28 protein-coding genes are annotated in these 26546 nt (G+C 70.4%); 13 read left to right on the forward strand and 15 right to left on the reverse strand.

Going from position 1 to position 26546, the window contains the following annotated elements:
- A complete protein-coding gene (locus AB0N80_RS07885) occupies positions 1-1404 on the reverse strand; it encodes a hypothetical protein (RefSeq protein ID WP_363578393.1) in 1404 nt (467 codons plus the stop codon).
- Between the two features lie 227 nt (positions 1405-1631).
- Between AB0N80_RS07885 and AB0N80_RS07890 the strand changes: the two genes are divergently transcribed.
- Positions 1632-2000 (forward strand): hypothetical protein, encoded by a 369-nt coding sequence (locus tag AB0N80_RS07890; protein WP_315994959.1) that lies wholly within the window; start codon positions 1632-1634, stop codon positions 1998-2000.
- On the opposite strand, the gene AB0N80_RS07895 is transcribed toward AB0N80_RS07890, so the two are convergent.
- The 4 genes from AB0N80_RS07895 to AB0N80_RS07910 all read right to left on the reverse strand — a co-directional run bounded on the left by AB0N80_RS07895 (position 1984) and on the right by AB0N80_RS07910 (position 5578).
- Positions 1984-2472: a GNAT family N-acetyltransferase gene (locus tag AB0N80_RS07895; protein ID WP_363578394.1), complete on the reverse strand. Its 489-nt coding sequence runs from the start codon at positions 2470-2472 to the stop codon at positions 1984-1986. The genes AB0N80_RS07890 and AB0N80_RS07895 overlap by 17 nt on opposite strands.
- Positions 2473-3023: 551 nt before the next feature.
- Positions 3024-3776: a hypothetical protein gene (locus AB0N80_RS07900; RefSeq protein ID WP_363578395.1), complete on the reverse strand. Its 753-nt coding sequence runs from the start codon at positions 3774-3776 to the stop codon at positions 3024-3026.
- A 295-nt stretch (positions 3777-4071) separates the two neighbouring features.
- Positions 4072-4464, reverse strand: coding sequence for a hypothetical protein (locus AB0N80_RS07905; RefSeq protein WP_363578396.1), 393 nt, complete (start codon positions 4462-4464; stop codon positions 4072-4074).
- A 79-nt stretch (positions 4465-4543) separates the two neighbouring features.
- Positions 4544-5578 carry an LLM class flavin-dependent oxidoreductase gene (locus AB0N80_RS07910; RefSeq protein ID WP_363390179.1) on the reverse strand — a complete coding sequence of 345 codons (1035 nt, stop codon included), beginning with the start codon at positions 5576-5578 and terminating at the stop codon, positions 4544-4546.
- A 90-nt stretch (positions 5579-5668) separates the two neighbouring features.
- On the opposite strand from AB0N80_RS07910, the gene AB0N80_RS07915 reads away from it, so the two are divergent.
- The 3 genes from AB0N80_RS07915 (at position 5669) to AB0N80_RS07925 (ending at position 9771) form a co-directional block, all read left to right on the forward strand.
- Positions 5669-6451, forward strand: a complete 783-nt coding sequence (locus tag AB0N80_RS07915; RefSeq protein ID WP_315994956.1) for a hypothetical protein — start codon at positions 5669-5671, stop codon at positions 6449-6451.
- Positions 6452-6643: 192 nt separating this feature from the next.
- Positions 6644-9175: a DUF3516 domain-containing protein gene (locus tag AB0N80_RS07920; protein WP_363578397.1), complete on the forward strand. Its 2532-nt coding sequence runs from the start codon at positions 6644-6646 to the stop codon at positions 9173-9175.
- Between the two features lie 116 nt (positions 9176-9291).
- Complete coding sequence (locus AB0N80_RS07925) at positions 9292-9771, forward strand: hypothetical protein (protein ID WP_363578398.1); 480 nt, start codon at positions 9292-9294, stop codon at positions 9769-9771.
- A 102-nt stretch (positions 9772-9873) separates the two neighbouring features.
- Here the strand turns inward: AB0N80_RS07925 and AB0N80_RS07930 are convergent, their stop codons facing one another.
- Positions 9874-10440 carry a DNA starvation/stationary phase protection protein gene (locus AB0N80_RS07930; protein ID WP_315994953.1) on the reverse strand — a complete coding sequence of 189 codons (567 nt, stop codon included), beginning with the start codon at positions 10438-10440 and terminating at the stop codon, positions 9874-9876.
- 169 nt (positions 10441-10609) lie between these two features.
- Here AB0N80_RS07930 and AB0N80_RS07935 point away from each other — a divergent pair, with 169 nt between their 5' ends.
- Both AB0N80_RS07935 and AB0N80_RS07940 read left to right on the forward strand, forming a co-directional pair.
- A complete protein-coding gene (locus AB0N80_RS07935; RefSeq protein ID WP_363578399.1) occupies positions 10610-12418 on the forward strand; it encodes a glycoside hydrolase family 15 protein in 1809 nt (602 codons plus the stop codon).
- 52 nt (positions 12419-12470) lie between these two features.
- Positions 12471-13364: an SDR family oxidoreductase gene (locus AB0N80_RS07940; protein ID WP_363390170.1), complete on the forward strand. Its 894-nt coding sequence runs from the start codon at positions 12471-12473 to the stop codon at positions 13362-13364.
- A gap of 178 nt (positions 13365-13542) precedes the next feature.
- Here the strand turns inward: AB0N80_RS07940 and AB0N80_RS07945 are convergent, their stop codons facing one another.
- Entirely contained in the window at positions 13543-14007 is a 465-nt protein-coding gene (locus AB0N80_RS07945; RefSeq protein ID WP_315994950.1) for a GNAT family N-acetyltransferase, read from the reverse strand.
- A gap of 86 nt (positions 14008-14093) precedes the next feature.
- Between AB0N80_RS07945 and AB0N80_RS07950 the strand changes: the two genes are divergently transcribed.
- Complete coding sequence (locus AB0N80_RS07950) at positions 14094-15023, forward strand: AraC family transcriptional regulator (RefSeq protein WP_315994949.1); 930 nt, start codon at positions 14094-14096, stop codon at positions 15021-15023.
- A 1-nt stretch (position 15024) separates the two neighbouring features.
- Here AB0N80_RS07950 and AB0N80_RS07955 read toward each other — a convergent pair whose 3' ends face one another.
- Positions 15025-15297: a hypothetical protein gene (locus AB0N80_RS07955; protein ID WP_315994948.1), complete on the reverse strand. Its 273-nt coding sequence runs from the start codon at positions 15295-15297 to the stop codon at positions 15025-15027.
- Between the two features lie 142 nt (positions 15298-15439).
- Here AB0N80_RS07955 and AB0N80_RS07960 point away from each other — a divergent pair, with 142 nt between their 5' ends.
- A complete protein-coding gene (locus AB0N80_RS07960) occupies positions 15440-15598 on the forward strand; it encodes a hypothetical protein (protein WP_298873663.1) in 159 nt (52 codons plus the stop codon).
- A 69-nt stretch (positions 15599-15667) separates the two neighbouring features.
- On the opposite strand, the gene AB0N80_RS07965 is transcribed toward AB0N80_RS07960, so the two are convergent.
- Complete coding sequence (locus AB0N80_RS07965) at positions 15668-16714, reverse strand: DUF1731 domain-containing protein (RefSeq protein ID WP_363578400.1); 1047 nt, start codon at positions 16712-16714, stop codon at positions 15668-15670.
- Between the two features lie 116 nt (positions 16715-16830).
- Here AB0N80_RS07965 and AB0N80_RS07970 point away from each other — a divergent pair, with 116 nt between their 5' ends.
- From AB0N80_RS07970 to AB0N80_RS07980, 3 genes are all read left to right on the forward strand, one after another.
- The gene (locus AB0N80_RS07970) at positions 16831-17430 is read left to right on the forward strand and encodes a hypothetical protein (RefSeq protein ID WP_363578401.1); all 600 of its coding nucleotides are present in this window, start codon (positions 16831-16833) and stop codon (positions 17428-17430) included.
- A 239-nt stretch (positions 17431-17669) separates the two neighbouring features.
- Positions 17670-19115 (forward strand): PepSY-associated TM helix domain-containing protein, encoded by a 1446-nt coding sequence (locus AB0N80_RS07975; protein ID WP_363578402.1) that lies wholly within the window; start codon positions 17670-17672, stop codon positions 19113-19115.
- Positions 19116-19257: 142 nt separating this feature from the next.
- The gene (locus AB0N80_RS07980; protein ID WP_363578403.1) at positions 19258-20586 is read left to right on the forward strand and encodes a serine hydrolase; all 1329 of its coding nucleotides are present in this window, start codon (positions 19258-19260) and stop codon (positions 20584-20586) included.
- A gap of 133 nt (positions 20587-20719) precedes the next feature.
- Here the strand turns inward: AB0N80_RS07980 and AB0N80_RS07985 are convergent, their stop codons facing one another.
- On the reverse strand, positions 20720-21202 hold the full coding sequence (locus AB0N80_RS07985) for a hypothetical protein (RefSeq protein ID WP_315994943.1): 483 nt from the start codon (positions 21200-21202) through the stop codon (positions 20720-20722).
- Between the two features lie 151 nt (positions 21203-21353).
- Between AB0N80_RS07985 and AB0N80_RS07990 the strand changes: the two genes are divergently transcribed.
- A complete protein-coding gene (locus tag AB0N80_RS07990) occupies positions 21354-22346 on the forward strand; it encodes an aldo/keto reductase (protein WP_363578404.1) in 993 nt (330 codons plus the stop codon).
- Between the two features lie 67 nt (positions 22347-22413).
- On the opposite strand, the gene AB0N80_RS07995 is transcribed toward AB0N80_RS07990, so the two are convergent.
- From AB0N80_RS07995 to AB0N80_RS08010, 4 genes are all read right to left on the reverse strand, one after another.
- A complete protein-coding gene (locus tag AB0N80_RS07995; RefSeq protein ID WP_076677050.1) occupies positions 22414-22866 on the reverse strand; it encodes an SRPBCC family protein in 453 nt (150 codons plus the stop codon).
- 261 nt (positions 22867-23127) lie between these two features.
- Positions 23128-24336 (reverse strand): FAD/NAD(P)-binding oxidoreductase, encoded by a 1209-nt coding sequence (locus AB0N80_RS08000; protein WP_363578405.1) that lies wholly within the window; start codon positions 24334-24336, stop codon positions 23128-23130.
- A gap of 52 nt (positions 24337-24388) precedes the next feature.
- Complete coding sequence (locus AB0N80_RS08005) at positions 24389-24715, reverse strand: ATP-dependent DNA ligase (RefSeq protein ID WP_315994940.1); 327 nt, start codon at positions 24713-24715, stop codon at positions 24389-24391.
- A 111-nt stretch (positions 24716-24826) separates the two neighbouring features.
- Entirely contained in the window at positions 24827-25759 is a 933-nt protein-coding gene (locus AB0N80_RS08010) for a helix-turn-helix transcriptional regulator (protein WP_315994939.1), read from the reverse strand.
- Positions 25760-25946: 187 nt separating this feature from the next.
- On the opposite strand from AB0N80_RS08010, the gene AB0N80_RS08015 reads away from it, so the two are divergent.
- Positions 25947-26306: a sugar ABC transporter ATPase gene (locus tag AB0N80_RS08015; RefSeq protein ID WP_363390142.1), complete on the forward strand. Its 360-nt coding sequence runs from the start codon at positions 25947-25949 to the stop codon at positions 26304-26306.
- A 79-nt stretch (positions 26307-26385) separates the two neighbouring features.
- Here AB0N80_RS08015 and AB0N80_RS08020 read toward each other — a convergent pair whose 3' ends face one another.
- Complete coding sequence (locus tag AB0N80_RS08020) at positions 26386-26541, reverse strand: hypothetical protein (protein ID WP_363578406.1); 156 nt, start codon at positions 26539-26541, stop codon at positions 26386-26388.
- Positions 26542-26546 lie beyond the last annotated feature (5 nt).

Raw genomic sequence — 26546 nt, forward strand, 5'->3', positions numbered from 1 at the left:
TCAGGTGGCGGGGGATGCCAGCGACGGGGTCTTCGCGATGGCATCCCTCAGCACCTTCTCGCCCGGGAAGAGGGCGTCGTGGTACACGTCGCCGAAGGCGAAGGGGGCGCGCATGTGCCAGATCGAGACGCCCGTGCACCACGACGACCGCAGCGGGGCCTTCAGGACTGAGCGGTAGAGCAGCGCTTGCACGTCGTGGTTCGGGGCGCCCGTGGGCGGGGTACTGCCCTCCTGCTGGGCGAGACCGTCGACCCGCGGCTGCACGCCGACCTCGGTGATGAGGAAGGGGATGCGCAGCTGCGCGCACACGTCCTCGAGCTTTCCGAGGTGGTCGTCGGTGCGACCGTCGGCTCCGCGCCAGCCGCCGGCGAGCTCGTCGACGGTGATGTTGGGCGCGGACGGGGTGTAGACCTTGTCGGTCAGGCGGATCCACGAGTTGATGCCGAACACGTCGAGCAGCTGGGCCATGTGCGGGGTGCCCTGCGGCAGCCAGTACGTGTGCAGCAGATACAGCTCCAGCGTGGTGAAGGCGGCGGTGAGCTTCACCCCGGGCTCGGCCGTTCGCACCGTCTTCACAAGGTCGACCCATTTCGCGTACTGCGCCGCGTCCGTCTGGCCCGGCTGCTCGCACGCGAGGGAGAGGTACTCGATCCCGTTGTCGGCGCAGAGGCCCGCGAAATGCACCATCTGCTCGGTCCACCGCGAGAAGAAGCCGTCGACGGATGCCGGGGCGTAGTTCGCGCGATAGAAGCCGTCGCCGTCCTTCTCGGTGGCGATGTGGGGCTTCAGCAGAGTGATGCGGACGCCGCGATCCTTCGCGAGGGCGAACACCTTGCGGATGCGATCGTCGGACACGCGGGTGAACGTCGTCGAGGTGGCATCCGGGATGTAGCAGAGCACGACGAGGGTCGCGTGCGCGCCGAGGAGGGCGATGCGGTCGAGTTCGCGCGCCGTCGCGGAGAGGGGGGTCTTCTCGTCGAGGCTGAGCGAGATGCTCAGGTCGCGCCTGATGTCGCCGACCGTGCCGGCGAATCGGCGCCGCCGACGGTCGTCGTCCCGGCGCACCTCGATCGTGAAGGCGTACGGGCCCTGGGTCGTCGGTCGTCCGGCGAGGGCCGCACCGACGATCGCGAGGCCCGCGGGGAGTTCGCCGTCGACGAGCGCCAGCGTCGCGTCGTCGGCTTTCGACAGCGGGCGGCGGACGGTGTCCCACACGTGGAGGTCGAGGTCGGCGGGCGTGCTCGCGCTCGGAGAGGGGGATGCGCCGGAGGCGCTGTTCGACGCAGACATGACGGGCTCTGCCGGAGCGCCGTTGGTGATGACCGTTGCCGCCGCGGCGCTGGCGGCGCCCAGGGCCACCACTCCGAGACCGCCCAGGAGAAGGCCGCGTCGTGAGACGTCCATGTCGGCCCCTTCCCGATGCGATGGCGTGAGATGCGCGATTCCGTGTGATGCGCGGTGTCGACGTCGACCGGTGAGGGCCTCGGGGCCCGCCGTCCCAGGCTAGGGCGCGCCGCGGGCGGCGCGACGCGTCACCGAGGGGATCTGCGGCGATTCTGGGTCTTCTCCCGGGCGGACGGCGCCCGGACCACGCCGGTTACGCTGGAAGACCCGTCACCCGAGGAGTCACCGTGTCATCCGACGAGCGCGCCCGGCGCATCCGCATCCTCCGCACCGCATCGCTCGCCGTCGCGGGTGTCGGAGCGTCGATCGCGATGGCGGTCCTGGGGTCGTGGTGGGCGCCGCTCATCCTGCTCCTCGCCACGGCCGGCGCCGTCCTGGTGATCTGGAAGTCCGACAGCGCGCTCGCCGCCCCTCGCGCCGTCATCCCCGTGCTGGTCGTCGTCAGTGCTCTCACCGTGGCGGGTCTCCTCGGCATCGCCGGTGTGCTGCCGACGGGATGGGCGTGGGCGGCGCTGGGCGCGTACGCGGTGGCCTGGGGCGAATACCTGCTGTCGCAGACGGTCGCCCGCTCGCGCGGCGTCACGGCCTGGCGCTGACCGGCGCCGGCCGCTCCAGACAGATGAGGTCGGGGCGGTCGTCCCACGAGGCGACGACCGTGAAGCCCCGCCGTCGGTAGAGGCGGACGGCGTCATCCCGCCAGCGCCAGACCGAGAGGCGCACGGGTGTGACGGCATCCGCGAGGGCCGTGTCGAGGAGCGCGGACCCGACCCCTCGACCCCGTGCCGGCGGAGTGGTCCACAATCGCGAGAGCTCCACGGCGACGGGCGAGATGCGCACGACGACGATGCCGCAGTCGACGCCGTCGACCGTGGCGACGAGCACGCGATTCCCTGCGAAGGCCGCCGCGGGGTCGTCGATCTCACGGGCGTAGCGAGCGGCCAGCGCCGCCCCCGGCGTCGCGAGCCCGCGCTCGGCCTTCTCCGACTCTGTCCGGCGCAGGTAGTCGCCGAGCAGTTCCGAGACCGCGGCGGCGTCTCGGGGAAAGACGGCGGTCCGAACGACGGTCATTCCTCCACCGTACGACTGCTTCCGAGACGACGAATGGACCCGGATGCCGAGGGGCGGCATCCGGGTCCATCCGGGGTGGTCAGACCGTCGCGAGCGTAGGCTGCCAGTCGAGAACTTCGCGACGTGCGTCGCGAAGTTCTCGACGAGGCGGAGGTTGAACTCCACGCCCATCTGCGACGGGATCCATTGCGTCGTGTGGTGCTCGTCATCACAGTGAGCTTGAACGATAAGCATCGGGCCAGGAATGCAGACGTGAGCACGCAAGCAAGAGTGAATCGCTACGCGGGCGGCACGGCCGGTGTCAGCTGAGCACGCAGAATCCTCTGGACCGCTAAGCGAGCAGCCGCTGACACCACTCGTGTGCCCGTGGGCGTGGAGGGTATCTACGAACAGTGCTCGATTTGCATCGATGACCGCGACGACAAAGAGTGCGACGGCCAACAGGGGCTCAGCTCATCTCTGCCGACATCGCACCGGCCATTTACCTTCGCGGCGTCGCCAATCACTACGCCAGCCGCAATCCTCGAACGATCATCGTCGTGACCTTGGACTCAGTCAGATTGAGGCTGGTCGAGGGTGCCCGCGAGGTCGCGACGTTTTCCGACATTGACCCCGAGGGTCATCCCGAGACCGAGGGATCTGCCATCGCCACCCATCACGCGATTGAGGACAAACTTGCTCGGTATCGAGTTGATGACCTTATCCTCGAGGGTGAATGGGTTTTGAGCCCGTGATGCGAAGATCCTTGTGGTGTCCAAAGCGCGGAAGCTATCGATGGAAATAATGGACTCGTCGACTTTGCCCCACAAGAGCCGATCGAATGCCTTGTTCGTGTTCCAATGCTGACGTATCCGTGACTTTATTCCGCCGTCGCTGACGTTGACGCCAACATAAGCCTGCTTGAACTCATCGAGAACCATGATGTACAAACCTTGCCTGCCATCCCAGTCGTTCAAGTCAGTGACCTCAATCATGCCCCGACGAGCTTTGACGGCTTGGTTGATGGCATCGTCGAACTCTGCCCCATCCAGCGAGGCGAAGTAAGCCATGTTCAAATCAAAGTTCTCAAGCGCTCGTGCCTGGTGGGCCCGACACCACTCGTCCGTCATGAACCGGTGGTCTTCGTCTTCGTAGACATCGCTTAACGAATCCCAGAGTTCGGGAGCTCGCTCCCTTGGGAAGTACGTGGACGAGCGCTTGTTGATTGTCGCGTAGGTGGCACGGTCAATTTTCAGGCCGTACTTGCTACCGGCACGAACGCTAAGGCCGAAGTGGACAGCATTTCGAGGCGTTGGCGCATCCATCAGATCTCGCCTTGCTGCGACTCAACTTGGAAGAAAGAGCGGACTTCATCTTTGGTCTTGTCGTCGTATGCCACCAGTTCCCCCTAAGCTCGTGCGGCTCAGCGTAGCGGACGACCAGCGAGCGCCCCTCAAGCGTCTACCGTCAGAAGTCGCGTTCAAGGCCACGCTTCTTGGGTTGTGACTTATTCGTGCGTTTGGGTCACCACATGTGGGGCACCACGCATAAACCACCACGCCATTCGATTGGGAACTGTGACTCGAACCACATCTCCCGAAAACTGACGTCGAAGCGTCTTCAAGGCGCGACTGAAACGACTGCGAAGAAGCGAGTCGTAGGAGAGTCAGGATCAGAACGCGAGGTATAGGCGCATCGCGTCATCGCGAGACAGGCAGCGACCACGCGGACGGCGCAGTCCAGAACCGCGAGAATTGAACGGCGTCGGGGCGAGATGCGCACGACGACGATGCCGCAGTCGACGTCGTCGACCGTGGCGACGAGCACGCGATTCCCCGCGAAGGCCGCCGCGGGGTCGTCGATCTCACGGGCGTAGCGAGCGGCCAGCGCCGCCCCCGGCGTCGCGAGCCCGCGCTCGGCCTTCTCCGACTCTGTCCGGCGCAGGTAGTCGCCGAGCAGTTCCGAGACCGCGGCGGCGACTCGGGGAAAGACGGCGGTCCGAACGACGGTCATTCCTCCACCGTACGACTGCTTCCGAGACGACGAATGGACCCGGATGCCGAGGGGCGGCATCCGGGTCCATCCGGGGTGGTCAGACCGTCGCGAGCGTAGGCTGCCAGCCGAGGGCGGGCGCGACGTGCTTCGCGAAGTTCTCGACGAGGCGGAGGTTGAACTCCACGCCCATCTGGCTCGGGATGGTCAGCATGAGGGTGTCGGCGCTCATGACGGCCGCGTCGTTCTGCAGCTGCTCCACGAGCACCTCGGGCGGCGCGGCGTAGGTCTTGCCGAACGTCGAGCGCATGCCGTCAATCACGCCGATCTGGTCGCTGCCCGCGGACCCGCCGAAGTACATCTCGTCTTCGGCGGTGACGATCGGGAAGATGCTGCGGCTGACCGAGGTGCGCGGCTCACCGGCGTGCCCCGCCTCGCGCCACGCGGCGCGGAAGGCGTCGAGCTGCTGGGCCTGCAGGATGTCGAACGGCGTGCCGTCGGCCTCGGTGAGCAGCGTCGACGACATGAGGTTCACCCCCGTGCGCCCCGCCCACTCCGCGGTTGCGGTGGTGCCGGCGCCCCACCAGATGCGCTTCTTCAGGCCGGGGGAGTGGGGCTCGATGCGCTGCAGACCCGTTCCGCCGCCGAAGGGGCTCATCGGGTCGCGCTCGGCGAGACCCTCGCCCTCGATCGCGCGCAGGAAGAGGTCGAAGTGGTCGCGGGCGATGTCGGCGCCGCGCGGGTCCTGCGACCCCGTGTACCCGAACGCCTCGTAGCCGCGCTGCACGGTCTCGGGTGACCCGCGGCTCACGCCGAGGGCAAGGCGGTTGCCGCTGATGAGGTCGAGGGATGCCGCTTCCTCCGCGAGCATGAGCGGGTTCTCGTACCGCATGTCGATGACGCCGGTGCCGACCTCGATGCGGGAGGTGCGCGCGGCGATCGCCGCGAGCAGCGGCATGGGCGCCGCCTGCTGACGGGCGAAGTGGTGCACCCGGAACGAGATGCCGTTCACGCCGAGGTCGTCCATGCCCTGGGCGAGGTCGATCGCCTGGAGCATCGAGTCGCCCGCGGAGAGATGGTGTCCCCCGCCGAGGGGGCCGTAGTGGCCGAAGGAGAGTGTGCCGAAGGAGCGCATACGCGGTGCAACGCACGGCATCCTGATCTATTCCCACGCATGTAACGCGAGATGGCCCGGACGCCCGCGAGGTGTGGAAGCATTTCGAGGATGGACGATGGCGTGCGGGAGGAGCTGCGGCGACTGCGCGCGCGGGCGTACGGACCGAGCGCCGACATCTCCGCCGACCCGGCCGCGTACGAGCGGCTGCTCGCGCTGGAAGACCTCGAGCGGTCCGAGCGGGCAGCTCCGGCAGCCGCGACGGCCCCGGTTCCGTCAGCCTCGGCTCCGACGGTCCCGCCTCCCTCGGCCCCGGCGGTCGGCGCCGCGGCGCCCGTCGACGGCGACGAAGAACCCGAGCCCGAGGAGGAGGTCGAGCGCGAGCGCGCCCCGCTCCTGCGCTCCAAGCGCACCGTGTGGGCGTGGGCACTGTCCCTCGCGCTCGTCGCGGCGCTCGCGAGCGCGGCGACCACCGTGGGGGTCGGGTTCGTGCCGGTCGCCGCGTCCGTGGGAGCGCCGCAGGTGGCGACCCTCGTCGAGGATCCGGGCGCGCAGAGCCCCACCATCTTCGGACAGCGCACGGGGGACGAACGGGGTTTCGCGGACTTCTACGGAGTGAGCGCCTTCGTCGGCACGGCCCAGGTCGATGCGAGCGAGAATCGCAGCTCGTGCCTGTATCTGCTCGACACCGACGAGGTCGGGCAGGACGGCACCACCGGCTTCCGCGGCAACTTCGTCTACGGCGGATGCGGGGCGGGGATCTTCCCCGCCACCGTGCAGTTCGTCGTCGCCGACGGCATGCCGGACGCCTTCATCGAGCGCTTCCCGGTCGGCACGAGCGTGCAGTTCGTGTACGACGGCGAGAACGTGGGCGTCTTCAGCGACGCGGGGTGAGGCACGGGGGCGCCAGGCGCGAGCGGTGGGGCCGGTGGCTTCGACGGGCTCAGCCACCTCGGGTGCGGGCTCAGCCGCCTCGGTTCGGCGCAGCCGCCCTGGTCGGGTCCGGGCGCCTCGGTTCGGGCTCCGCCCTGGCGGCCCCGAGCCTGTCGAAGGGTCCGCCCGCCCGGCGGATGAGAGGGTGGGGGAGTGACCCCCCTCCTCGAGCACGTGCCGACCGGCAGCGAACCGGATGCCGTGTACCTCGGCTTCGTCGAGTGGGCGGCCTCGCGCGGGCTGACGCTGTACCCGGCGCAGGACGAAGCGATCATCGAGATCGTGTCGGGGGCGAACGTGATCCTGTCGACCCCGACCGGCACGGGGAAGTCCCTGGTCGCGGTCGCCGCGCACGCGGCATCCCTCTCCCGAGGCGGTCGCACCTATTACACGGCGCCCATCAAGGCGCTCGTGAGCGAGAAGTTCTTCGCGCTCGTCGACATCTTCGGGGCGGAGAACGTCGGGATGGTCACGGGCGACTCGTCGGTGAACTCCGACGCCCCGATCATCTGCTGCACCGCGGAGATCCTCGCGAACCTGGCCCTCCGCCAGGGCGCCGACGCGGACGTCGACCAGGTCGTGATGGACGAGTTCCACTACTACGGCGAGGCCGACCGCGGCTGGGCGTGGCAGGTGCCGTTGCTGCTGCTGAATCGCGCGCAGTTCATCCTCATGTCGGCCACTCTCGGTGACGTCGAGGACATCGCCGACGACCTCTCGCGCCGCACCGGTCGGCCCACGGCGAGAGTCACCGGCGTCGAGCGCCCAGTGCCGCTGCACTTCGAGTACGCCCGCACGCCCGTGCACGAGACCGTGCAGGAACTGCTCGACACGAAGCAGGCGCCGATCTACGTCGTGCACTTCTCGCAGGCCGCGGCCATGGAGCGCGCGCAGGCGCTGTCGTCGATCCGCATCATCGGCCGCGAGCAGCGCGACGAGATCGCCGAGGCGATCGGCGGCTTCCGCTTCACCACCGGCTTCGGCAAGACGCTCTCGCGCTACGTGCGCGCCGGCATCGGCGTGCACCACGCCGGCATGCTGCCGAGGTATCGCCGGCTCGTCGAGACCCTCGCGCAGCGGGGGCTGCTGCGTGTCATCTGCGGCACCGACACCCTCGGCGTCGGCATCAACGTGCCGATCCGCACCGTGCTCATGACGGCACTGACCAAGTACGACGGCACCCGTATGCGCCAGCTCTCGGCGCGCGAGTTCCATCAGATTGCGGGGCGCGCGGGCCGGGCCGGCTACGACACCGCGGGCACCGTCGTCGTCATGGCGCCCGATCACGAGATCGAGAACGCCGCGCAGATCCTCAAGGCCGGCGACGACCTCAAGAAGCAGAAGAAGATCGTGCGCAAGAAGGCGCCGCAGGGCTTCGTCAACTGGACCGAGCAGAGCTACGACCGTCTCGTCGCGGCCGAGCCCGAGCCGCTCCAGCCGCAGATGAAGCTGTCGGCCGCCATGTTGATCAACGTCATCGCGCGCGGCGGCGACGTGTTCGGCAACGTCCGCGCGCTCGTGTTCGACAACCACGAGCCCCGCCCCCGCCGGTACGAGCTCGCGCGGCGGGCGATCGCGATCTTCCGCACGCTCGTGCAGGCGGGGGTGGTGGAGGTGGGGGCCGACGGCATCCGGCTCACCGTCGATCTGCAGCCGAACTTCGCACTCAACCAGCCGCTGTCGCCGTTCGCGCTCGCCGCGATCGAGATGCTCGACCCCGAGGTCGAGCTCGGTCGGGGGCCGGATGCCGTCGCCCCGGCGTCATCGGTCGGCACGGGGCACTACGCGCTCGACGTCGTCAGCGTCATCGAGGCGACGCTCGACGACCCGCGCCCGATCCTGTCGCAGCAGCAGTTCCGGGCGCGGGGCGAGGCGGTCGCCGCGATGAAGCGCGAGGGCATCGAGTACGACGAGCGGATGGAGCTGCTCGAGGAGATCACCTGGCCGAAGCCCCTGGAGGAACTGCTCGCGCAGGCGTACGAGGTGTTCGCGTCGAGTCAGCCGTGGATCCGCGACTTCGAGCTGTCGCCCAAGTCGGTCGTGCGCGACATGTTCGAGCGGGCCTGCTCCTTCGGCGAGTACGTCTCGCTGTATCAGCTCGCGCGCAGCGAGGGTCTGGTGCTGCGCTACCTCAGTGACGCGTATCGCGCGATCCGGCAGACGGTGCCGGTCGACGCGCAGACGCCCGACCTGCTCGACCTCATCGCGTGGCTCGGCGAACTGGTGCGGCAGGTGGACTCCAGCCTCGTCGACGAGTGGGAGCAGCTCATCAACCCGGCCGACGATCCGGACGCCCCCGTGGTGCCTCCGGCGCCGCCGTCGATCCTCACCAACCGCCGCGCGTTCGTCGTGCTCGTGCGCAACGAGATGTTCCGGCGCGTGCAACTCGCTGCTCTGCAGCGCGACGAGGAGCTCGTCGAGCTGGATCCGGATGCCGGTTGGCCCGACGTTCTCGATCGCTACTTCGACGAGCACGACGCGATCGGCACGGGCGGAGCGGCACGCTCGTCCGCTCTGGTCGACATCGACGAGTCGTCGACCTCCGACGGAGTGTGGCGCGTCGAGCAGACCATCGACGACCCCGCGGGCGACCACGACTGGCGCATCCGCGCGGAAGTCGACCTCGCGGCATCCGAGGAGGAGGGCACCGCGGTCGTCCGGGTCACCGAGGTGCTGCGGCTCTGACGCCTCCTCCCCGATCCTGCGATGGGTGAAGTTCTCCACCGATCGCACGTGCGCATGTGATTCCCGGTGAGCGGCGTCGTACAGTGAACGCACGCCGCGCACAGGAAGGATCGGCCGTGACTCTCGACATCGCACAGGTGTTCATCGCCCTCGCCGCGTTGTTCCTCACCTTCTCTGCGGCGATCCTGGGCGGCGTGAAATGGATGCTCGATCGGGTCGAGCGTCGGACCGACCGCAACTTCGCGCAGGTCGATCAGCGTTTCGCGCAGATCGATCAGCGTTTCGCGCAGGTCGACCGGAGGTTCGAACAGGTCGATCAGCGGTTCGAACAGATCGATCACCGGTTCGACCGCCTCGAGGCCCGCATGGAGCGGGCGGATGCCCGCATGGACCGCGCTGACGCACGGTTCGACGAGCGCATGACGCGTATCGACGCCCGCGAACGGCAGATCGACGACCGGCTGCTCAAGATCGACGCGAACATCCTCGACATCACCGCGAGAATCGCCGGCATGAGCGACAGCATCGTCGAGATGAAGGCCTCGCTTGCGCGGCTCGAGGGCCCGCACCCGCCCCTGCTGATCGCGCGCGGCTGACGCTTCCTGTCCGCGCCGACCGTCGGTGCGGCGCCCGGGCCCTCGCACGAACGCCGGATGCCGAGGCCCTGAGGCCCCGGCATCCGTCGTGATCGATTCCGCTCAGGACTTGCGGGCGACGCGGTTCTCGGCGCTGACCATCCACGACAGCTGCTCGAGGCGCTCGAGCACACCGTGCAGGATGTCGGCGCTCGTGGGGTCTTCCTCGTCGACGTCGTCGTGCACGTCGCGGACGGTGCCGACGACGGCATCCAGACGCTCGGTGATGAGGTCGATGACCTCGGCCGTGTCGACCTCGCCCTGCGGGAACTCGGGGAGGGTGGTGGTCTCGGCGACGGTGTCGCTGCGTCCGTCGGGGAGGGCGTGCAGCGCGCGCATGCGCTCGGCGATCTCGTCACCGAACTCGCGGGCGGCGTCGATGATCTCGTCGAGCTGCAGGTGGGTGTCGCGGAAGTTCTTGCCGACGACGTTCCAGTGGGCCTGCTTGCCCTGGATCGACAGCTCGATGAGGTCGACCAGCACGGCCTGGAGGGCGTCGGTCAACTGCTCCGACGCCTGGAAGCCCTTCTCGGCGTTCTGCTCGTCGGTTGTCTCCGGACCGCTGCCTCCGCGCGCGGGGCGGCGACGGTTCTTGGTGGGGGCGGCGTCCTTGGTGGTGGTGGCGGACATGCGCGTTCCTTTCGCTCACGGTCGGTAGCGACGTTAGGCCGCAGGCTCGAGCGGGCGGCGGGGGTTGCGAGCGCGTCGGAGGAGAGGTACCGGAGCCGCGTCCGTAGCCGCTCGGACGCCATACGACAACCCCGGGGGAGCCTCGGCACGCGATTCCTAGCGTGAAGACGTGCCTCCCACTCCTCCCGCACCGTCTCGGCCGCTTCGCGACTACGCCGCGATCGGCGACGGCCGAACGGTCGCGCTCATCGGCCTCGACGGCTCGGTGGACTGGCTTCCGCTGCCCAATATCCATTCCCGCCCGGTCTTCGCGCGTCTCGTCGACGAGTCGGCGGGAGGCTGCATCGAACTGGCACCCGTGGAGGAGTACGAGGTCTCTCGGCGGTACATCCCGCGCACGAACGTCCTCGAGACCACGTTCACGACCGCCTCCGGGGTGGCCACCCTCACCGACGCCATGGTCACGGGCATCGCCGGGCGCCTGCCGTGGGCCGAGCTCGCCCGCCGCGTCGACGGGGTGAAGGGCGAAGTGGAGTTCGCGTGGTGCGTGCAACCGGGCACCATGCTCCGCTCCGCGGCGCCGTGGACCGAGCGCATCGACGGCTTCTCGATCATGCGCATCGGCCATGTCTCGCTCGCGGTGACGGGCCACGAGCACGGAGTCCACGGAGACCCGGATGCCGGCGACGAGAGCATCGACGGAGGGTTCACGACCACGAAGGGATCGCGGCACCTCCTCGTCATCGCCGCCACCGAGGGCGAGCCGCTGCGCATCCCCGACGCGAAGAACGTGGACCGGGGCATCGACCGCACGATCGGCGGCTGGCAGATGTGGTCGGACGAGTTCTCGTACGAGGGTCCGTGGGCCGACAACGTGCAACGCAGTGCCCTCTCGTTGAAGCTGCTGCTGTTCAGCCCGACCGGGGCGATCGCCGCGGCGGCGACCACATCGCTGCCCGAGAACCCCCGCGGCGGCAAGAACTGGGACTACCGCTTCGCATGGGTCCGCGACCTCGCTTACACCGCGCACGCGTGGGTGGGGTTCGGTCTGCGCGAGGAGACGCACGCGGCGATCTCGTGGCTGCTGCGGACGATCCGCAAGAACGGTCCCGAGGTCCAGGTGATGTACACGCTCGACGGGGACGCCGAGATCGGGCTCGAGAAGCACGAGGTCCCGGGGTGGAACGGCAATCAGCCGGTCGTCACGGGCAACCCCGCGCAGGGGCAGCTGCAACTCGGCGTCTACGGCGACCTCATCGCGCTGTGCCGCACCTACGTCGAGGCCGGCAACCGCCTCGACACCCAGACCGGGCGGCTCCTCGCCGACGTCGCCGATCGCACGTGCGACCTCTGGCGCCGCGAGGACTCGGGCATGTGGGAACTCCCGGAGCTCCGCCATTACACCTCGTCGAAGATGGGGTGCTGGAAGGCCCTCGACGACGCCCAGTGGCTGGCGGACGGCGGTCACATCCCCGACAACGGCGACCGCTGGCGCGCCGAGCGCGACCGCATCCACCGCTGGGTCGAGGAGCGCTGCTGGTCGGACGAGTTGCAGGCCTACACGATCGCGCCCGGCAGCGAAGACCTCGACGCCTCCGTGCTGCTGCACGCGCCGACGGGATTCGACCGGGGCGAGCGCATGTCGAAGACCCTGGATGCCATCACGGAGCGTCTCACGACCGAGAACCACCTCGTCTATCGCTACACCGGCATGGACCAGGAGGAGCAGACGTTCGTCGCCTGCGCCTTCTGGCGAGCCACCGCCCTGGCCTGCGTCGGTCGGCACGACGAGGCCCTCGAGGCGATGGACGCCCTCGTCGCCCAGGGCAACGACGTCGGGATCTACTCCGAGATGATCGCGGAGTCCGACGGGGCGTTCTGGGGCAACCTGCCGCAGGCGCTCAGCCATCTCGCCCTCATCAACGCCGCCCTCGTCATCCGCGACCTCGTGGACGACGTCGCGCTGAAGAACCGCTGACCCTCCCCGTCGAGGCGGCCCCGCCCCGGCATCCCCCATGAAAGGACTCGCCATGAGCACGCAGTACACCTTCACCGACCCGGCGAAGCTCTACGCCGACATCGACCCGCAGTCGCAGGACCAGAAGGAGCCCGGCCTCGATGCCGAGCTGACGCCGAAGGCCGCCCTCGGCGAGGACACCTACGTCGGCAGCGACCGACTCACGGGGCGCAAGGCGCTCATCACCGGCGCCGACTCCGGCATCGGCGCGGCCACCGCCATCGCGTTCGCCCGCGAGGGGGCCTCGGTCGCGATGTCGTACCTGCCGCAGGAGCAGGTGGATGCCGATCGCATCGCCGGCATCCTGCGCGAGGCCGGCGCGACCGTGGTGCAGATCCCCGGCGATCTGCGCGAGCGCGAGTACGCGCGCACGCTCGTGAAGGAAGCGGTCGAGGGCCTCGGCGGGCTCGACATCGTCGTCAACAACGGCGGCAAGCAGATCTTCAACGAGGACGTCACCACGCTGACCGACGAGCAGTTCGACGACACCTTCAAGACGAACGTCTATGCGATGTTCTGGATCTGCAAGGAGGCCGTGCCGCACCTGCAGCCCGGCTCGACGATCATCAACACGACGTCGATCCAGGCGTACTCGCCGGCGCCGATCCTCGTCGACTACGCCTCGACGAAGGCGACGATCAACACCTTCACCAAGGCTCTCGGCCAGCAGCTGGCGCCCAAGGGCATCCGCGTCAACGCGGTGGCACCGGGACCCATCTGGACGCCGCTGCAGGTCACCGACGGACAGCCCGACGAGAAGGTCGACGAGTTCGGCGAGGAGACGCCGCTCGGACGAATGGGTCAGCCCGCCGAGCTCGCCCCGGCGTACGTGTACCTCGCGTCGGCCGAGTCGAGCTACGTCATCGGCGAGACGCTCAACGTCAACGGCGGCATGCCCACGCCGTAAGCGCTGCGCCGCGAGGGGCCGTCGTCCGGGTTCGGACGGCGGCCCTTCGGCGTGTGCGGGGTTGCGGTCCCTTCGACAGTCTCAGGGACCTCGCGTGCGGCTCGCGGGCCTTGCGGGCGGCTCGCGCGCGGCACGCAGGCGAAAGGTGGCTGAGCCTGTCGAAGCCACCCGAAGCGGGTCAGGCGTCGAGGCGTTTGCGGTAGAAGATCTCGCCGTCGGCGGTGGTCTCGGACCGGTGATAGCCCTCGCGCTCGTACAGGCGCTGGTTCGCCTCGCTCAGCCCGCCCGTGAACAGCTCGGCCTCGGTCGCCCCGGCCTCTCGTCCGCGCTCCTCTACCGCCGCGAGCAGGAGCGTTCCCAGGCCCTCGCCCTGCTGGTCCGGCGCGATCGCCAGCCGGCCGATCAACAGCAGATCCCCGTCGCGGCGGGCCCTCACGGCGCCGACGATGCGGGTCCCGCTCACCGCGACGCAGCCGAGGTTCTCGACGAGCTCGGCGGCGAGCTCCTCGAGGGTCTGGGTGAGCGGCGGCATGTCGGGGTCGCCGTAGATGAGCGCCTCGCTGGCGAAGGCGGCGCGCTGGATCGTCAGCACCTCGCCGGCGTCGTCGGGGTGGATGGAGCGGATGACGGGCTCATCGGTCATGGGGTTCTCTCCCGGCGGTTTCGAAGCGGAGGTTAACTATCATGGGGCGTGCTGCGACGTCTTTCAGGGGTCTCGCGCATCTCGTTATGAACGACTTCTTCGACTCGCGCGTCCGCACCGACGGCGTCGCCGACACGCAGGCCTGGCTCCAGGCGCAGTATGGGCGCGTCGACGTCTTGGCCGACCACGCGTCGATCTCCGAGCACGCCGTCGGCGACGAGTCCTTCGCACTGCGACGCCTCGCCTGGGAGTGCCGAGCCGAGATCGTCTACGAGGCCGACCGCTTCTTCTTCGCCACCTCGGGCCCCGGATACGCGTGGAGCATCGGATCGCGCGAGGGTGACTACAGCGTGGAGCCGGGCATCGTCGAGCCCGGGCACGAGCTGATCGGCCGCCCGGACGAGACCGAGGTGCAGCTGCTGTCGTTCGATGCGCAGTGGCTCCGCGAGGCGGCTCGGACGATCTACGGCGACGAGGCGCTGGAGATCCGCTTCGGCGACACCGGTCCCGTGTCGAGGCGGCTGCGCGATTACTGGCTGGCGACGGTGCGCTGGTCGCTCACACAGACGCCGCTGCTCGCCGAGCCGCTCGTTCGCGCCCACGTGCGCCGTGCGCTCGTCGCTGCGACGCTCGAAGCGTTCCCCCTCCTCGGCGATCCGCGCGAGCGGCGGGCATCGGCGATCGAGCAGGCGGCGGTTTACGCCGCGGCGGTCTCGTGGATCGACGATCACGCGTCGCTGCCCGTCACGATCGACGACGCCGCCCGGGCGGTCGGGACCTCGACGCAGGGCCTGCGTCGGGCATTCCTGGCCAATGGGCATCTGGCATCCACTCCCGAAGGCCACTTGGCGCACGCGCGGCTGAGCGCCGCGCATGCGGACCTGCTCGCTGCCGACCCGACGGCGACCAACGTGGCCGACATCGCGGCGCGCTGGGGCTTCGTCGATCTCGCGGCCTTCGTCCAGGCCTACCGCGACGCGTATCGCACGACGCCGCGGCGGACGCTGGATCGCTGACTCAGCGATCGCGGTCGGTGTACTCGCCCGGGTCGTCGAGGTCCTCGCGCGACTCGTGGCCGCTCGGCTGCTCGACGTCGGTGTAGGCGCCGGCCTCGTCGGCGCGCGGGCGGCTCTCGCTGCCGTCGGCGTTCTCGCGGTCGACGTACTCCCCGGGCTGGTCCGCGCTACCGCGGTCCATCTCGCCGTCGGGCAGTTGGACGTCGGTGTACTCGCCCTCGCCGGGTCCGGTGCCGTGTCCGCCTGCGTGTTCGGTGACGTCGCGATCGGCCATAGCCGCCTCCTCGGGGTCGTGGTGTGCTCGACGCTAGCCGCCGGATGCCGAGTCGGCGACCGTCTTGACACGTCCTTGTCGGCCGGCTCGGCGCGTGTCAAGGCCGCGGCGCGGGCCCGCCCGGAGGTGCAGGGTGGAGGTTATGCCAGCTCTCGCCATCATCCTCGTCATCGTGGGCCTCGTGCTCCTGTTCCTCGGCGTCTTCGTCGAGGCCGTGAAGTTCCTGCTGTGGATCGGGATCATCATCCTGATCATCGGCATCATCGCCGCGCTCATGCGCTTCATCCGTCGACAGGTCTGACCACCGGTCTCACCGACGCCGCTCCGCGCGTGCCGCCCCCGGGAGGCCGCGCCGGGGCGGCGTCGTCGTTCAGGCGGCGAGAATATCGCGCGCTCGGGGCCGACGCGATGCAGCGACGTCGTCGAGGGCGCCGCCGAGCTCGGCGAACCGGAAGGCGAACCCCGCCTCGGTCAGTCGGCGGGGGAGCGCCCACCGGCTCTTGAGCACCAGCTCGGGCTCGTTGCGCAAGACCGCCATCGCCGGGTCGAGCATCCATCTCCACGCGGGCAGGCCCCACGGCATCCGGGCCACCCTCCGAAGCTCCCGCATGAGGGTGCGGTTGTCGCTGACGCCCGGAGCGGAGAGGTTGACCGGCCCCGAGAGCGTGTCGTGGTCGCGCAAAAAGCGGACGGATGCCACGACGTCGTCGATGTGGATCCAGCTGAAGCGCTGGTGTCCGCTCGTCCGGTGCCACGACGACCACACGGGTCCGGTCGGACGGGCGCCGATGCCGCGGTAGCGCCGGTGCGGGAACCACCAGCTGTCGATCTGGGGCCCGCCGACTCCGAGTTTCGCGAGGGCGAACAGCATGCGCGTGGCGGGGCCGTCGCCGAGGACGATCGCCATACGCAGCGCGACGCGGCGCGTCGCGGGCAGCTCGCCGGCGAAGAACGCACGCTCCCACCTCGTGGCGACGTCGACCGAGAACCCCTCACCGAGCACGCCCTCGACCTCGTCGTTGCCGCGCTCGGTCTCGTGCCGGTAGATCGTGGCGGTGGAGGCGTTCATCCAAACGCGTGGCGGCGTGTCGGCCGCAGCGACGGCGGTGTGCAGCGCACGCGTGGTCTCGACGCGGGAGCGGAGGATCTCGTCGCGATTCGCGTCGGTGTACCGGCACGACACGATCTTCCCGGCGAGGTTGATCAGCACATCGGCGCCGTCGACCAGGCGCGCGATCGCCGGTGCATCCCCCCATACCGCGGACCCCGTGCGGCCGACCGTGTAGACGTCGTAGTCGTCGTCCTCGAACGCGCGAGTCAGTGCCCGCCCGACGAAGCCGCTCGCGCCGGCGATGACGGCGCGCGGGCGCGAAGCGGGTCGCGGGTCGCCGTCGCGGTCTGCGGGGAGATCGGTCACGGGGGCTCCTGTCGTCGGTCGATGCTACCGACCGAGTCGTGCGAACCGCCGATCCTCGTCGCACAGCTCGTCCGTCGGGCGCGGAGGGGGTCCTCGCGTGCTGCCACAATGAGTCCATGCGACGACAGAGCCGGGCCCCGCGCGTCGCGCGCGGCGCGGTGGCGGCATCCGTCGCCACCTTCGTCGCCCTGCTCTCCCACGTCTCCGGCGGCGGGGAGGTGCCCGGGCTCTTCGGGGTCGTCGTGCCCCTCGCCCTGTCGTTCGTCGTGTGCACCGTCCTCGCCGGACGACGGCTCTCGCCGGCGCGTCTCGGGCTCGCGGTCGCCCTCAGCCAGCTGCTCTTCCACACGCTCTTCGTGCTGGGCAGCTTCCAGCCCGGGGTCGCGGGTCACGTCCACGGCGCGCCGCTCCTGCTGACGGGTGACGCCGCGGCACCGGTCGTCTCGGTGGATGCCACGATGTGGGCCGGTCACCTCGTCGCGGCCGTCGCGACCACGGCGATGCTGCATCGCGGTGAGCGCACGGTCGCCGTCCTCGGGGCGCTCGCCGGTCGCTGCGTCGCGTGGGTTCGCGCGCGGGCGCGCGTCGCCGCCGTCTCCGTCGGCCCGGCGCCGACTCGTCGCGTGCACGCGATGGTCGTCGCCGATGTCGTGCCGATTTCGACCGTCATCGTCGCGTCGGCTCGCCGTCGCGGTCCGCCGCTCGCGGCATCCTGAGCTTCTCCCCGCCCTCTTCCGGGTGGGGATCCGGCCGCGCGCGATACGCGCGCCGGTTCCTCCCGCATCCCTCCCGGATGCGCCCCCTTCCTCTCCGCGCTCCTCCGCACGCGCCGGCCCGCGGGCCGCCCGTCGGAGGGCGCGGCACCGGTGCCGCTGTGCGCGCCGGATGACGGGCGTTCGCGCCCGGAAAGCGACATCCCCATGCCCTCTTCCCGTCTTCGTCCGGTGGTCGTCGCATGACCGCCACCGACTCCCCTCCTGCGGCCGCGGCCCCCTCCCCAGCCGTCCGCCCGCCCGGCAGCGCAGGGTGGTTCACCCCGCTGCTGCGGCGCCTGCACTTCTTCGCCGGTCTCCTCGTGGGGCCGTTCATCCTCGTCGCGGCGGTGAGTGGGGCCCTGTACGCGGTCGCACCGACCCTCGAGAAGGTCATGTACGCGCACGAGCTGACCGCGGCCTCGGACGCCCCGGGGGTCTCTCTCGCCGCCCAGATCGAGGCGGCGCGGGCCCACCTCGGCGACGGATCGACGCCCGTCGCGGTGCGCCCCGCGCCCGAGGCCGGCGCGACGACGCGCGTCATGTTCGCCGACGAGACGCTGCCCGAGAGCACGACGCGAGCGATCTTCGTCGATCCGGCCACGACCGAGATCCGCGGCGATCTCCCCGCTTACGGCACGAGCGGAGCGCTGCCGCTGCGGCACTGGATCAGCGACCTGCACCGGTCGCTGCACCTCGGGGATGCGGGGCGCTGGTACAGCGAGCTCGCGGCATCCTGGCTCGGGATCGTCGCCCTTGCGGGGCTCGGACTGTGGATCGGACGCTTCGTGCGCTCGCGCCGGGGCCGCCGCGACCTCGTGCGTCCGAACCGCCGTCACACCGGTTACCGCCGGTTGTCGGGGTGGCACTCCGCCGTCGGGATCTGGGTCGTGCTCGGCGCGGTCTTCCTCTCGGCGACCGGCATCACGTGGTCGACGTTCGCCGGAGCCCACGTGTCCGACCTCCGAGCCGCGGTGGGGGAGGGCACTCCGACGCTGACGACCTCGCTCGACGGCGGGGCAGCGGGTGGAGAGCATGCCGGGCACGCGGGGCACAGCGCCGCGGCAGCGACCGGCCCCGCCGACTCCGCGACCTTCGACGCGGTCCTCGCGATCGCGCAGCGCATCAACGTCGACAGCGGCGACGTCGAGATCAAGCCGCCCGCCGCCGCCGGGAAGGCGTGGGTGGTGCAGGAGATCCACCGCAGCTTCCCGACCCAGGTGGATGCCGTCGCGATCGATGGATCGCGGATGCAGGTGGCCGATCGCGTCGACTTCGCCGACTACCCCCTGCTCGCGAAACTCTCGCGGTGGGGCATCGATCTGCACTCGGGGACGATGTTCGGCCTCGCCAACCAGCTCGTGCTGTTCGCGCTCGCCCTCGGCATCGCCGCTCTCGTCGTGCTCGGGTACGCGATGTGGTGGAGGCGTCGACCGACCCGCGGTCTCGCGGCCGCACCGGCCCGAGGGGCTCTGGGGCGCGCGCCGTGGTGGGGGATCGCGGCGGTGCTCGTCGTCGCGATCGCGATCGGGCTGTTCCTGCCGCTCGTGGGCTACACGCTCGCCGCGTTCGTCGTGATCGACGTGCTCGTCGGGTGGCGGGCGCGGCGCGCTGCCCCGTCGGGGACGCGCGGCACGGCAGCGCGCTGAGGCCCGGGGGACGGTATGCCGCGGACGGGGGTCCGGCGGATGTCGTCCCGCGCCCCGGCCGCTTCGCGCACCTCCGTCGAGAGGGGGAGGTGCGCGAAGCCGCCCGCTCGTAGCGTGGGAGGACCCCACCGGAAGGAACCTCGTGACCCTCGCCCGTCGCCTGACCGCCCTCGTCTCGCTCGTCGCCGTCGCCGCCCTCACCGCATGCACGAGCGCGAAACCCGTCCCGACCGCGAGCGCCGCGGCATCCGTCGAGGTCCCCTCCACTCCCGTCGGGGATCGGTTGACGTGGGTCCTCGACCTGTTCGAGGCCGAAAACGACACCACGGCCGGGGAGTGGGCTCGGGTGCTGGACGAGAACTTCCAGAAGCAGGTGCCGGCGGAGCAGGTCGCCGAGATGGTGAACCGCCAGATCCGCCCGGCGGCGCCGTTCACCGTCACCGCCTACACCGGCACCGAGACGCAGGCGCGCGCCACGGTCGCCGGCGCCCTCGGCGACCCCTTCGACCTCACCCTCGCGATCGACTCCGCGGGGCGGATCACCACGATGCTGCTGAGCCCCGTCGCCCCGGCCTGGGAGCCGTCGACCTCGCTCGACGAGGTCGAGCAGCGGCTGCGCGAACTGCCCGGCGAGGTGAGCGCCCTCGTCCAGCGGGGCGACGAGACCGTGGTCTCCCTCGACGCCGACCGCTCCGCCCCGCTGGCGTCGGTGTTCAAGCTGTACGTGCTGCTCGCGACGGCGGAGGCCGTGGCATCCGGGGAGGTGTCGTGGGGCGACACCCTCGTGCTCGCCGACACCGACCGTAGTCTGCCCTCGGGCGAGTTGCAGGATGCCCCCGCGGGCACCGAGGTGTCGGTGCGGGATGCCGCGTCGGCCATGATCCGCATCAGCGACAACACGGCGACCGATCTGCTGATCGCGCGGCTCGGTCGGGAGCGCGTCGAAGCGGCGGTCGCGCGCAGCGGCCACGCCGACCCCGCGGCGCTGACGCCCTTCCCCTCCACGAAGGAGATCTTCACCCTCGGGTGGGGAGACCCCGCGTTGCGGGCGGAATGGCAAGCCGCCGACGAGGCGGGCAGGCGCGCGGTGCTCGACCGCATCGCCGCGGCGCCCCTCGCCGTGGAGGGCGAGGCGGTGACCACGTCGCAGTGGCAGAACGGGTTCGACTGGTTCGCGTCGGCGGCCGACGTCGCCGCCGTGCACCACGCGCTGCAGCGGACTCAGGATGCCGAGGTGCTCGACATCCTGAGCGAGAACCCGGGCCAGGGACTCGATGTCGGAACCTGGCCGTACGTGGCGTTCAAGGGCGGTTCGAGCCGCGGTGTGCTGACCGGCAGCTGGTTCGTGCGCGACGACGCGGGGGACGCGACGGTGGTGCTGCTGATGGCCGACACCGACGTCGCCGCGGTGTCGGAGGCGGTGCCGAGCTTCTTCCACCTCGCCGAGGACGCCCTGCGCCTGACGCACTGACGATCGGGACCGGCCCGGGTCGCGGGTTGCGGAGGCTCCGACGGGGTCAGCCTTCTACGTGGGGAGGTCCCTGAGCCTGTCGAGGGGACCGGGCGCGGGAGGTCCGGACGACCGAACCTCCCGCGTCGGCCGGTCAGGCCTCGTCGGGGTCGGGGAGGCCCTGGGCGATCTTGCTGGATGCCGCGGAGTCGCGACCGACGCCCGGCTGGAAGGCCGCGATGGGGTCGTCGGCGTCGACGTGCGGTTCGCCGCCGTCGTCGCTGCGCGGGGGAGAGGCCGGAGTCCGCACGTCCTCGCTCTTCTCCGTGGGGAGGTCGTCGTGGTCGGCGCCCCCGGTGTCCTCGGTGTGGCGCGACGTCGACCCGCCCTCGCCGCGGGCGTCGTCCGTGCCGCGCTCGGTGAGTCCGTCGGCGGCGCGCGTGCCGACGCCGGGCAGGTCGTTCTGGCTCGAGATGCCCTGCAGGCGCGCTTCGTCGTCGGGGTCGATGCGAGCCGTGCCGACGGCTCCCGAATCGGCGCCCGCGGCGCCCGCGGGCACATCGGCGGCGAGACCGTCGGAGTCGGGGACGATGTTCTCTTCGTCGGCTCCGGGGAGCCGCTCGGCGGGGGTGTCCATGCTGTTCCTTCCGTGGGTGTGTCGCCACGCTAGGCGTCGGGTGCGCGAGCGCATCCGGGGTTGCGCTCGCCGGGTCACCGGCATCCGTCGTCGATCGGCCCCGGTGTCGGAGGGGCTGGATAGGCTCGGAGAAGCTTCGAAAGGAACCGCAATGCAGCAGCGTCCCCTCTCCCGTACCGGCCGTGAGGTCTCGGCGATCGGCCTCGGCACCTGGCAGCTCGGCGCCGACTGGGGTGATGTCAGCGAGGGCGATGCCCGTGCCGTGCTCGAGGCCTCGGCCGATTCCGGCGTCACCCTCTTCGACACCGCCGACGTCTACGGAGACGGCCGGTCCGAGCAGATCATCGGGGCGTTCCTGAAGAGCAGGCCGGATGCCGGCATCACCGTCGCCACCAAGATGGGGCGACGGGAAGACCAGGTGCCCGAGAACTACGTGATGGAGAACTTCCGCGGCTGGCTCGATCGCTCGCGTCGTCTGCTCGACACCGAGACGCTCGATCTCGTGCAGCTGCACTGCCCGCCGTCAGCCGTCATTGACGGCGACGCCACGTGGGACGCCCTCGACCAGCTCGTGTCGGAGGGCGTGATCGCCGCCTACGGGGCGTCGGTCGAGACCATGGATCAGGCGCTGTCGGCGCTGCGGCGGCCCAACCTGACCAACCTGCAGATCATCTTCAACCCGTTCCGCCTCAAGCCCCTCGACGAGGTGCTGCCCCTCGCGGCCGAGAAGAACGTCGCGGTCTTCGCGCGTGTGCCGCTCGCGAGCGGCCTGCTGTCGGGGAAGTACACGACGAACACCACTTTCGACGAGAACGATCACCGCACCTACAACCGCAACGGCGAAGCCTTCGACAAGGGCGAGACGTTCTCGGGAGTGCCGTTCGAGGAGGGCGTGGCCGCGGCCGACGAACTCAAGGCCTCGCTCCCCGAGGGCGTGACGCTGCCGGCCGCGACGCTCGCGTGGATCGCGTCGCGCGAGGGTGTCACGGCGGTCATCCCGGGAGCGCGTTCGGTGCAGCAGGCCCGCGCGAACGCCGAGGCGGGCGGCCTGCTCGACGGCGGCTTCGACCTCGACGCGTTCGACGCCCTCGTGCGCGACGTGTACGACCGTCGTCTGCGCGCGGAGATCCACCCGCAGTGGTGACGCCGCCATGACGAGAAGCCGGGCCCGCCTTGAAGGCGGGCCCGGCTTCTCATCGAAGGGGGAGACGTCAGCTGACGTCGCCGCGCCAGGCGCCGGACTCGGCGCCGCGCGACTCGATGTACTCCTTGAAGTTCGCCAGGTCCTTCTTCACCGAGTGGTCGTCGGCGCCGAAGACGGCGCCGAGCTTCTCGAGGGCGCCCGCGGGCTCCCAGTCGATCTGCACGGTCACGCGCGTCTCGGTGTCGGACAGGCGGTGGAAGGTCACGACACCCGCGTGGTTCTCGTCGCCGCCGACGCTGTTCCACGCGACGCGCTCATCGGGGTGCTGCTCGGTGATCTCGGCGTCGAACTCGCGCTCGGCACCGGCGATCTTCACCTTCCAGTGCGTGAGCGTGTCGGACTTCTGCGTGATGGACTCCACGAAGCTCATGAAGTGCGGGAACTCCTCGAACTGGGTCCACTGGTTGTAGGCGACGCGGACGGGAACGTCGACGTCGATGGTTTCGATGACCTGTGCCATGGTGCATGTCCTCTTCTCGTGGGTTTCCGGGGTGCCCCCAGTCTTCGCGCGATCCCGACGGCCCGCCCCCGGGGTTGAGGGATCGGCGTTCGTGCCCTATAGGCGCGAGCGGGTCCCGTCGCTCGCTTCCCACCGGCATAAACGCCATCCGTGCGCGGAAACGCGGTGTCAGGGCGTTTCTGCGCACGAATGGCGTTTATCGCGACCTGACGCCGGGCGCGAGCGACCGGGCGCGCGCCCCGTGGCCGCGGGCCGGCGCCGTCAGGCGCGCCCGCGCAGGATCAGGTGCCAGTACACCCACGGCAGCACACGGCGATCGGCGATCCACGACAGGCGGCGCTCGCGGTAGAGCGACCGCCAGAAGGGGATGGTGGGCTGCAACCGACCCGCGCGGTCGAACTCGGCGAAGACGACCGTGCCCCGCGACACCGTGAACGGAACGACGCTGTAGCCGTTGTACCTCGCGGTCGAGGTGCGGCCGGCCAGGACCGCCGTCATGTTCTTCACGAGCGCTTTCGCCTGCTGCCGGATCGCCCCGCCCGAGCGGCGCGTGGCGACGGTCGCGGCGTCTCCGAGGGCCCAGATCTCGGGGTGGCGCACGTGCTGGAACGTCTCGGGGTCGACGTCGACGAACCCGTGCGGATCATCGGATGCCGACAGCCCGCTGCCGGCGATCCACTCCGGTGCTCGCTGGGGCGGAACGGCGTGCAGCACGTCGTACGCGATGGTTTCGCGCGCCTCGCCGTGTCCGATCTCGATCGTGCGGCTGCCGGCATCCACGTTCGTGAGTTCGCGCTGGTACCGCACCTCGATGCCGTACTCGTCGAGCTTGCGACGAAGTTCGCGATCGATGGCCGGGATGCCGAAGGGCACGGGATCGGGGCAGACGAACACGACGCGGATGTCGTCACGGACGCCGATCGCGCGCCACCAGTCGCACGCGAGATACATCGGCTTCTGCGCGGCGGCACCGCAGGATGCCGGCTCGGGCGGCTGGGTGAACACCACCGTGCCCCGACGCAGATCGCGCAGCACCGGGGAGGCCTTCGCGGCGAGGTCGTAGTCGTAGTTCGACACGCCCTCGGGGGTCGCCATCGCTTCGGTCAGGCCCGGGATCTGCTCCCACGCCATCCGCATCCCGGCGCAGACGACGAGCTGGTCGTAGTCGATCCGTCTCCCCGAGACGAGGTGCACGCGCCGGGTCTCGGCATCCACGGTGAAGGCCTCGTCGCGCAACCACCGCACCCCCGGCGGGATGACGTCGGCTTGACGTCGCACGGCCTCGGACGCCCGCGCGGCCCCTCCCGCGATGTGGGATTGCAGGGGGGCGAAGACGTGCTGCTCGCGCGGCTCGATGACGGTGATCTCGCCGACGCGGGCGCGATGCAGCCGCCCGGCGACGGAGAGTCCGGCATTGCCGCCGCCGATCACGACGACGCGCACGGGCGCGGCGGAGGAAGAGGGGGTCATCCCTCCACGCTCCGCCGCCGGGGGCCGGGATGCCAGCGCCTTGACAGCCGCGTCAGGCGTACGACTCGGGCGCCACCGTCTCGTCGGCGGGTTCGGGGACGACGTACAGACCCGTGGGGGAGTTGGCCGTCGACATCAGCGCCTCGAGCCACGCGCGGTTCAGCGCGGGCGGGCGTCCGCCGTTGAACTTGAAGACGATGTTGGCGCGGGGGTGCACCCAGACCGACGTGCGGCCGCCTCCCGTGCTGATGTCGTCTTTCCACACGAAGTAGAACGGCTCCCCGCGGCGCAGCTTGTTGCCGACGACCACCTGGAGGTGCGCGAGGAGGCGGTCCTCGAACTCGTTGCGAACGCCGCCCTCGTAGATGAACTTGCCCACATCTGTCCTTTCGCGGGCTGTCGTGCCCCGCCGTCTTCACTGTGCAATCGCTGTGTGTTCGGAAGGTCTCGCCGACACCCCGTGCGCAACGGCGAGACCGAACGCGACGCCTCAGAACATGCGGGCCACCTGCGCCGGGTTCTGTCCGTAGTGCTCCCGGTGGTACCGGGCGAAGCGCGAGGCGCTGGAGAAACCCCAGCGCTTCGCAACGTCGGAGACCGACACCGCGGTGCCCGAGCGCAACTCCTCGTGGGCGGCACTGAGCCGCACGCGGCGCACATATTCCATCGGCGTCATGTCGAGAGTGCGGCGGAAGGCGTGCTGCAGCCCGCGCCCCGACATCCCCGCTGCCGCGGCGATGTCCTCGAGGGTGAGCGGCTCGTGCGCGTGCGCCTCGATGTGCGCGACGGCGCGGCGCACGGCGCGCGGCGCCGACGAGCGCTGGTGGGCCCGCTGCACGGCCTCGGCATAGGAGGTCGAGAACGCCGACAGGGTCGACAGGAGCGCGTGCCGGTGCAGCTCCGCGGCCAGGATGCCGTCGTCGTGGACGGCGACCAGCGACGACGACACGTGTGCGAACGAGCGTTCCCACTGGGTCGCGGCGTCGCGATCCCGCGCCTGTGGATCGATCCGACGCAGCACGAGTCGGTCGTCGCCCGAGGCGATGCGTGCGACGCGCTCGGCGTCGCTGCGGTCGAACACGAAGGCACGTACCCGCGCCGAACCCGTCCATTGCGCGTCCGCCCCGGCGTCCGAGGTCACCCATGGTCGCCGCGGGTCGACGGGGCGCCCCTCCGACTCGATGCGCACGTCGTCCGCGATCATGCGGCACGCCATGATCTGGTCGGTCATGCGCACCGAGGAATGGACGGATGCCGCGAGTTCATACGACACCGCCGAGAAGTGCGCGAGCTCGACCGAGGTCCACGAGAACGACACGGTACGGGGGTCGACCCGCTCGAGACGGGCACTGGGGACGAACTGGCGCCACACGCGTTCGACGTCGTCGATTCCGCGTGAGCGCACCGAGAGGAACTCTCCCATGGCTTTCCTTCCGCCGCGTCGTGGCGCGGCCCGGGGTGGGGTGGTGGAGCGGAGCGCGGGCCGGACGTGACGTCCGGTACGGGCGCGCCGAGAGGCTGTCAAGGGGCGGGCCGGTTGCGCGGGGCCCGCGTTGGATGGGTTCACCGCTGATTCCGGCGGCCCCCCGCGTCCGACGGAAGGACCCCCCATGAGCGACGCTTCGATCGACCCGACCCCCGACGCGACCATGCCGGCCGCGGACGTGGGAATCGCGGGTGTGCAGCCCCTGCGCGACGGCGACACGTCCATCGAGCCGGATCCCGCGCTCGACCCGGCGCAGGCGGAGTGGGACGCCACCACCGCTCTCGACGAGGGCGCCGATCCCGACGACATCAACCCGGCCACCGCGACCGGCGCCGACCCTGCCGAGATCCCGGCAGACGACAGTGACATCCCCCTCGAGGACATCCACCCCGAGTCCACCGGTACCGACTCGCAGGGCGAGGACCCGGGCGTCGTCGAACTGGGCGAAGAGGGTCAGGGCGATCTCGCTCCGGAAGACCTCTGACGCACTTCCGACGCCCCGGTCACCGCTCCCGGTGGTCGGGGCGTCGTCGTGCGCGTGGGCCCCTCTCCTGCCGGGCCGCCTACGCATGGTCGCGGCCGTCCGCGACCCGGCGTCGCAGCGCGCGTGAGGGCGTGGCCGACCGACGCACGAGGTCGTGAGGGTCGTCCGCGAGCTCGTCGAGACCGGCGTCGTCCCTCCGTCGCAGCGGCAGCGCGTCGTCGGCGTCGAGACGCATCGGGG

Origin of the sequence: Microbacterium sp. NPDC089188, from assembly GCF_040685155.1 — a bacterium.
Classification (GTDB): Bacteria; Actinomycetota; Actinomycetes; order Actinomycetales; family Microbacteriaceae; genus Microbacterium; species Microbacterium galbum.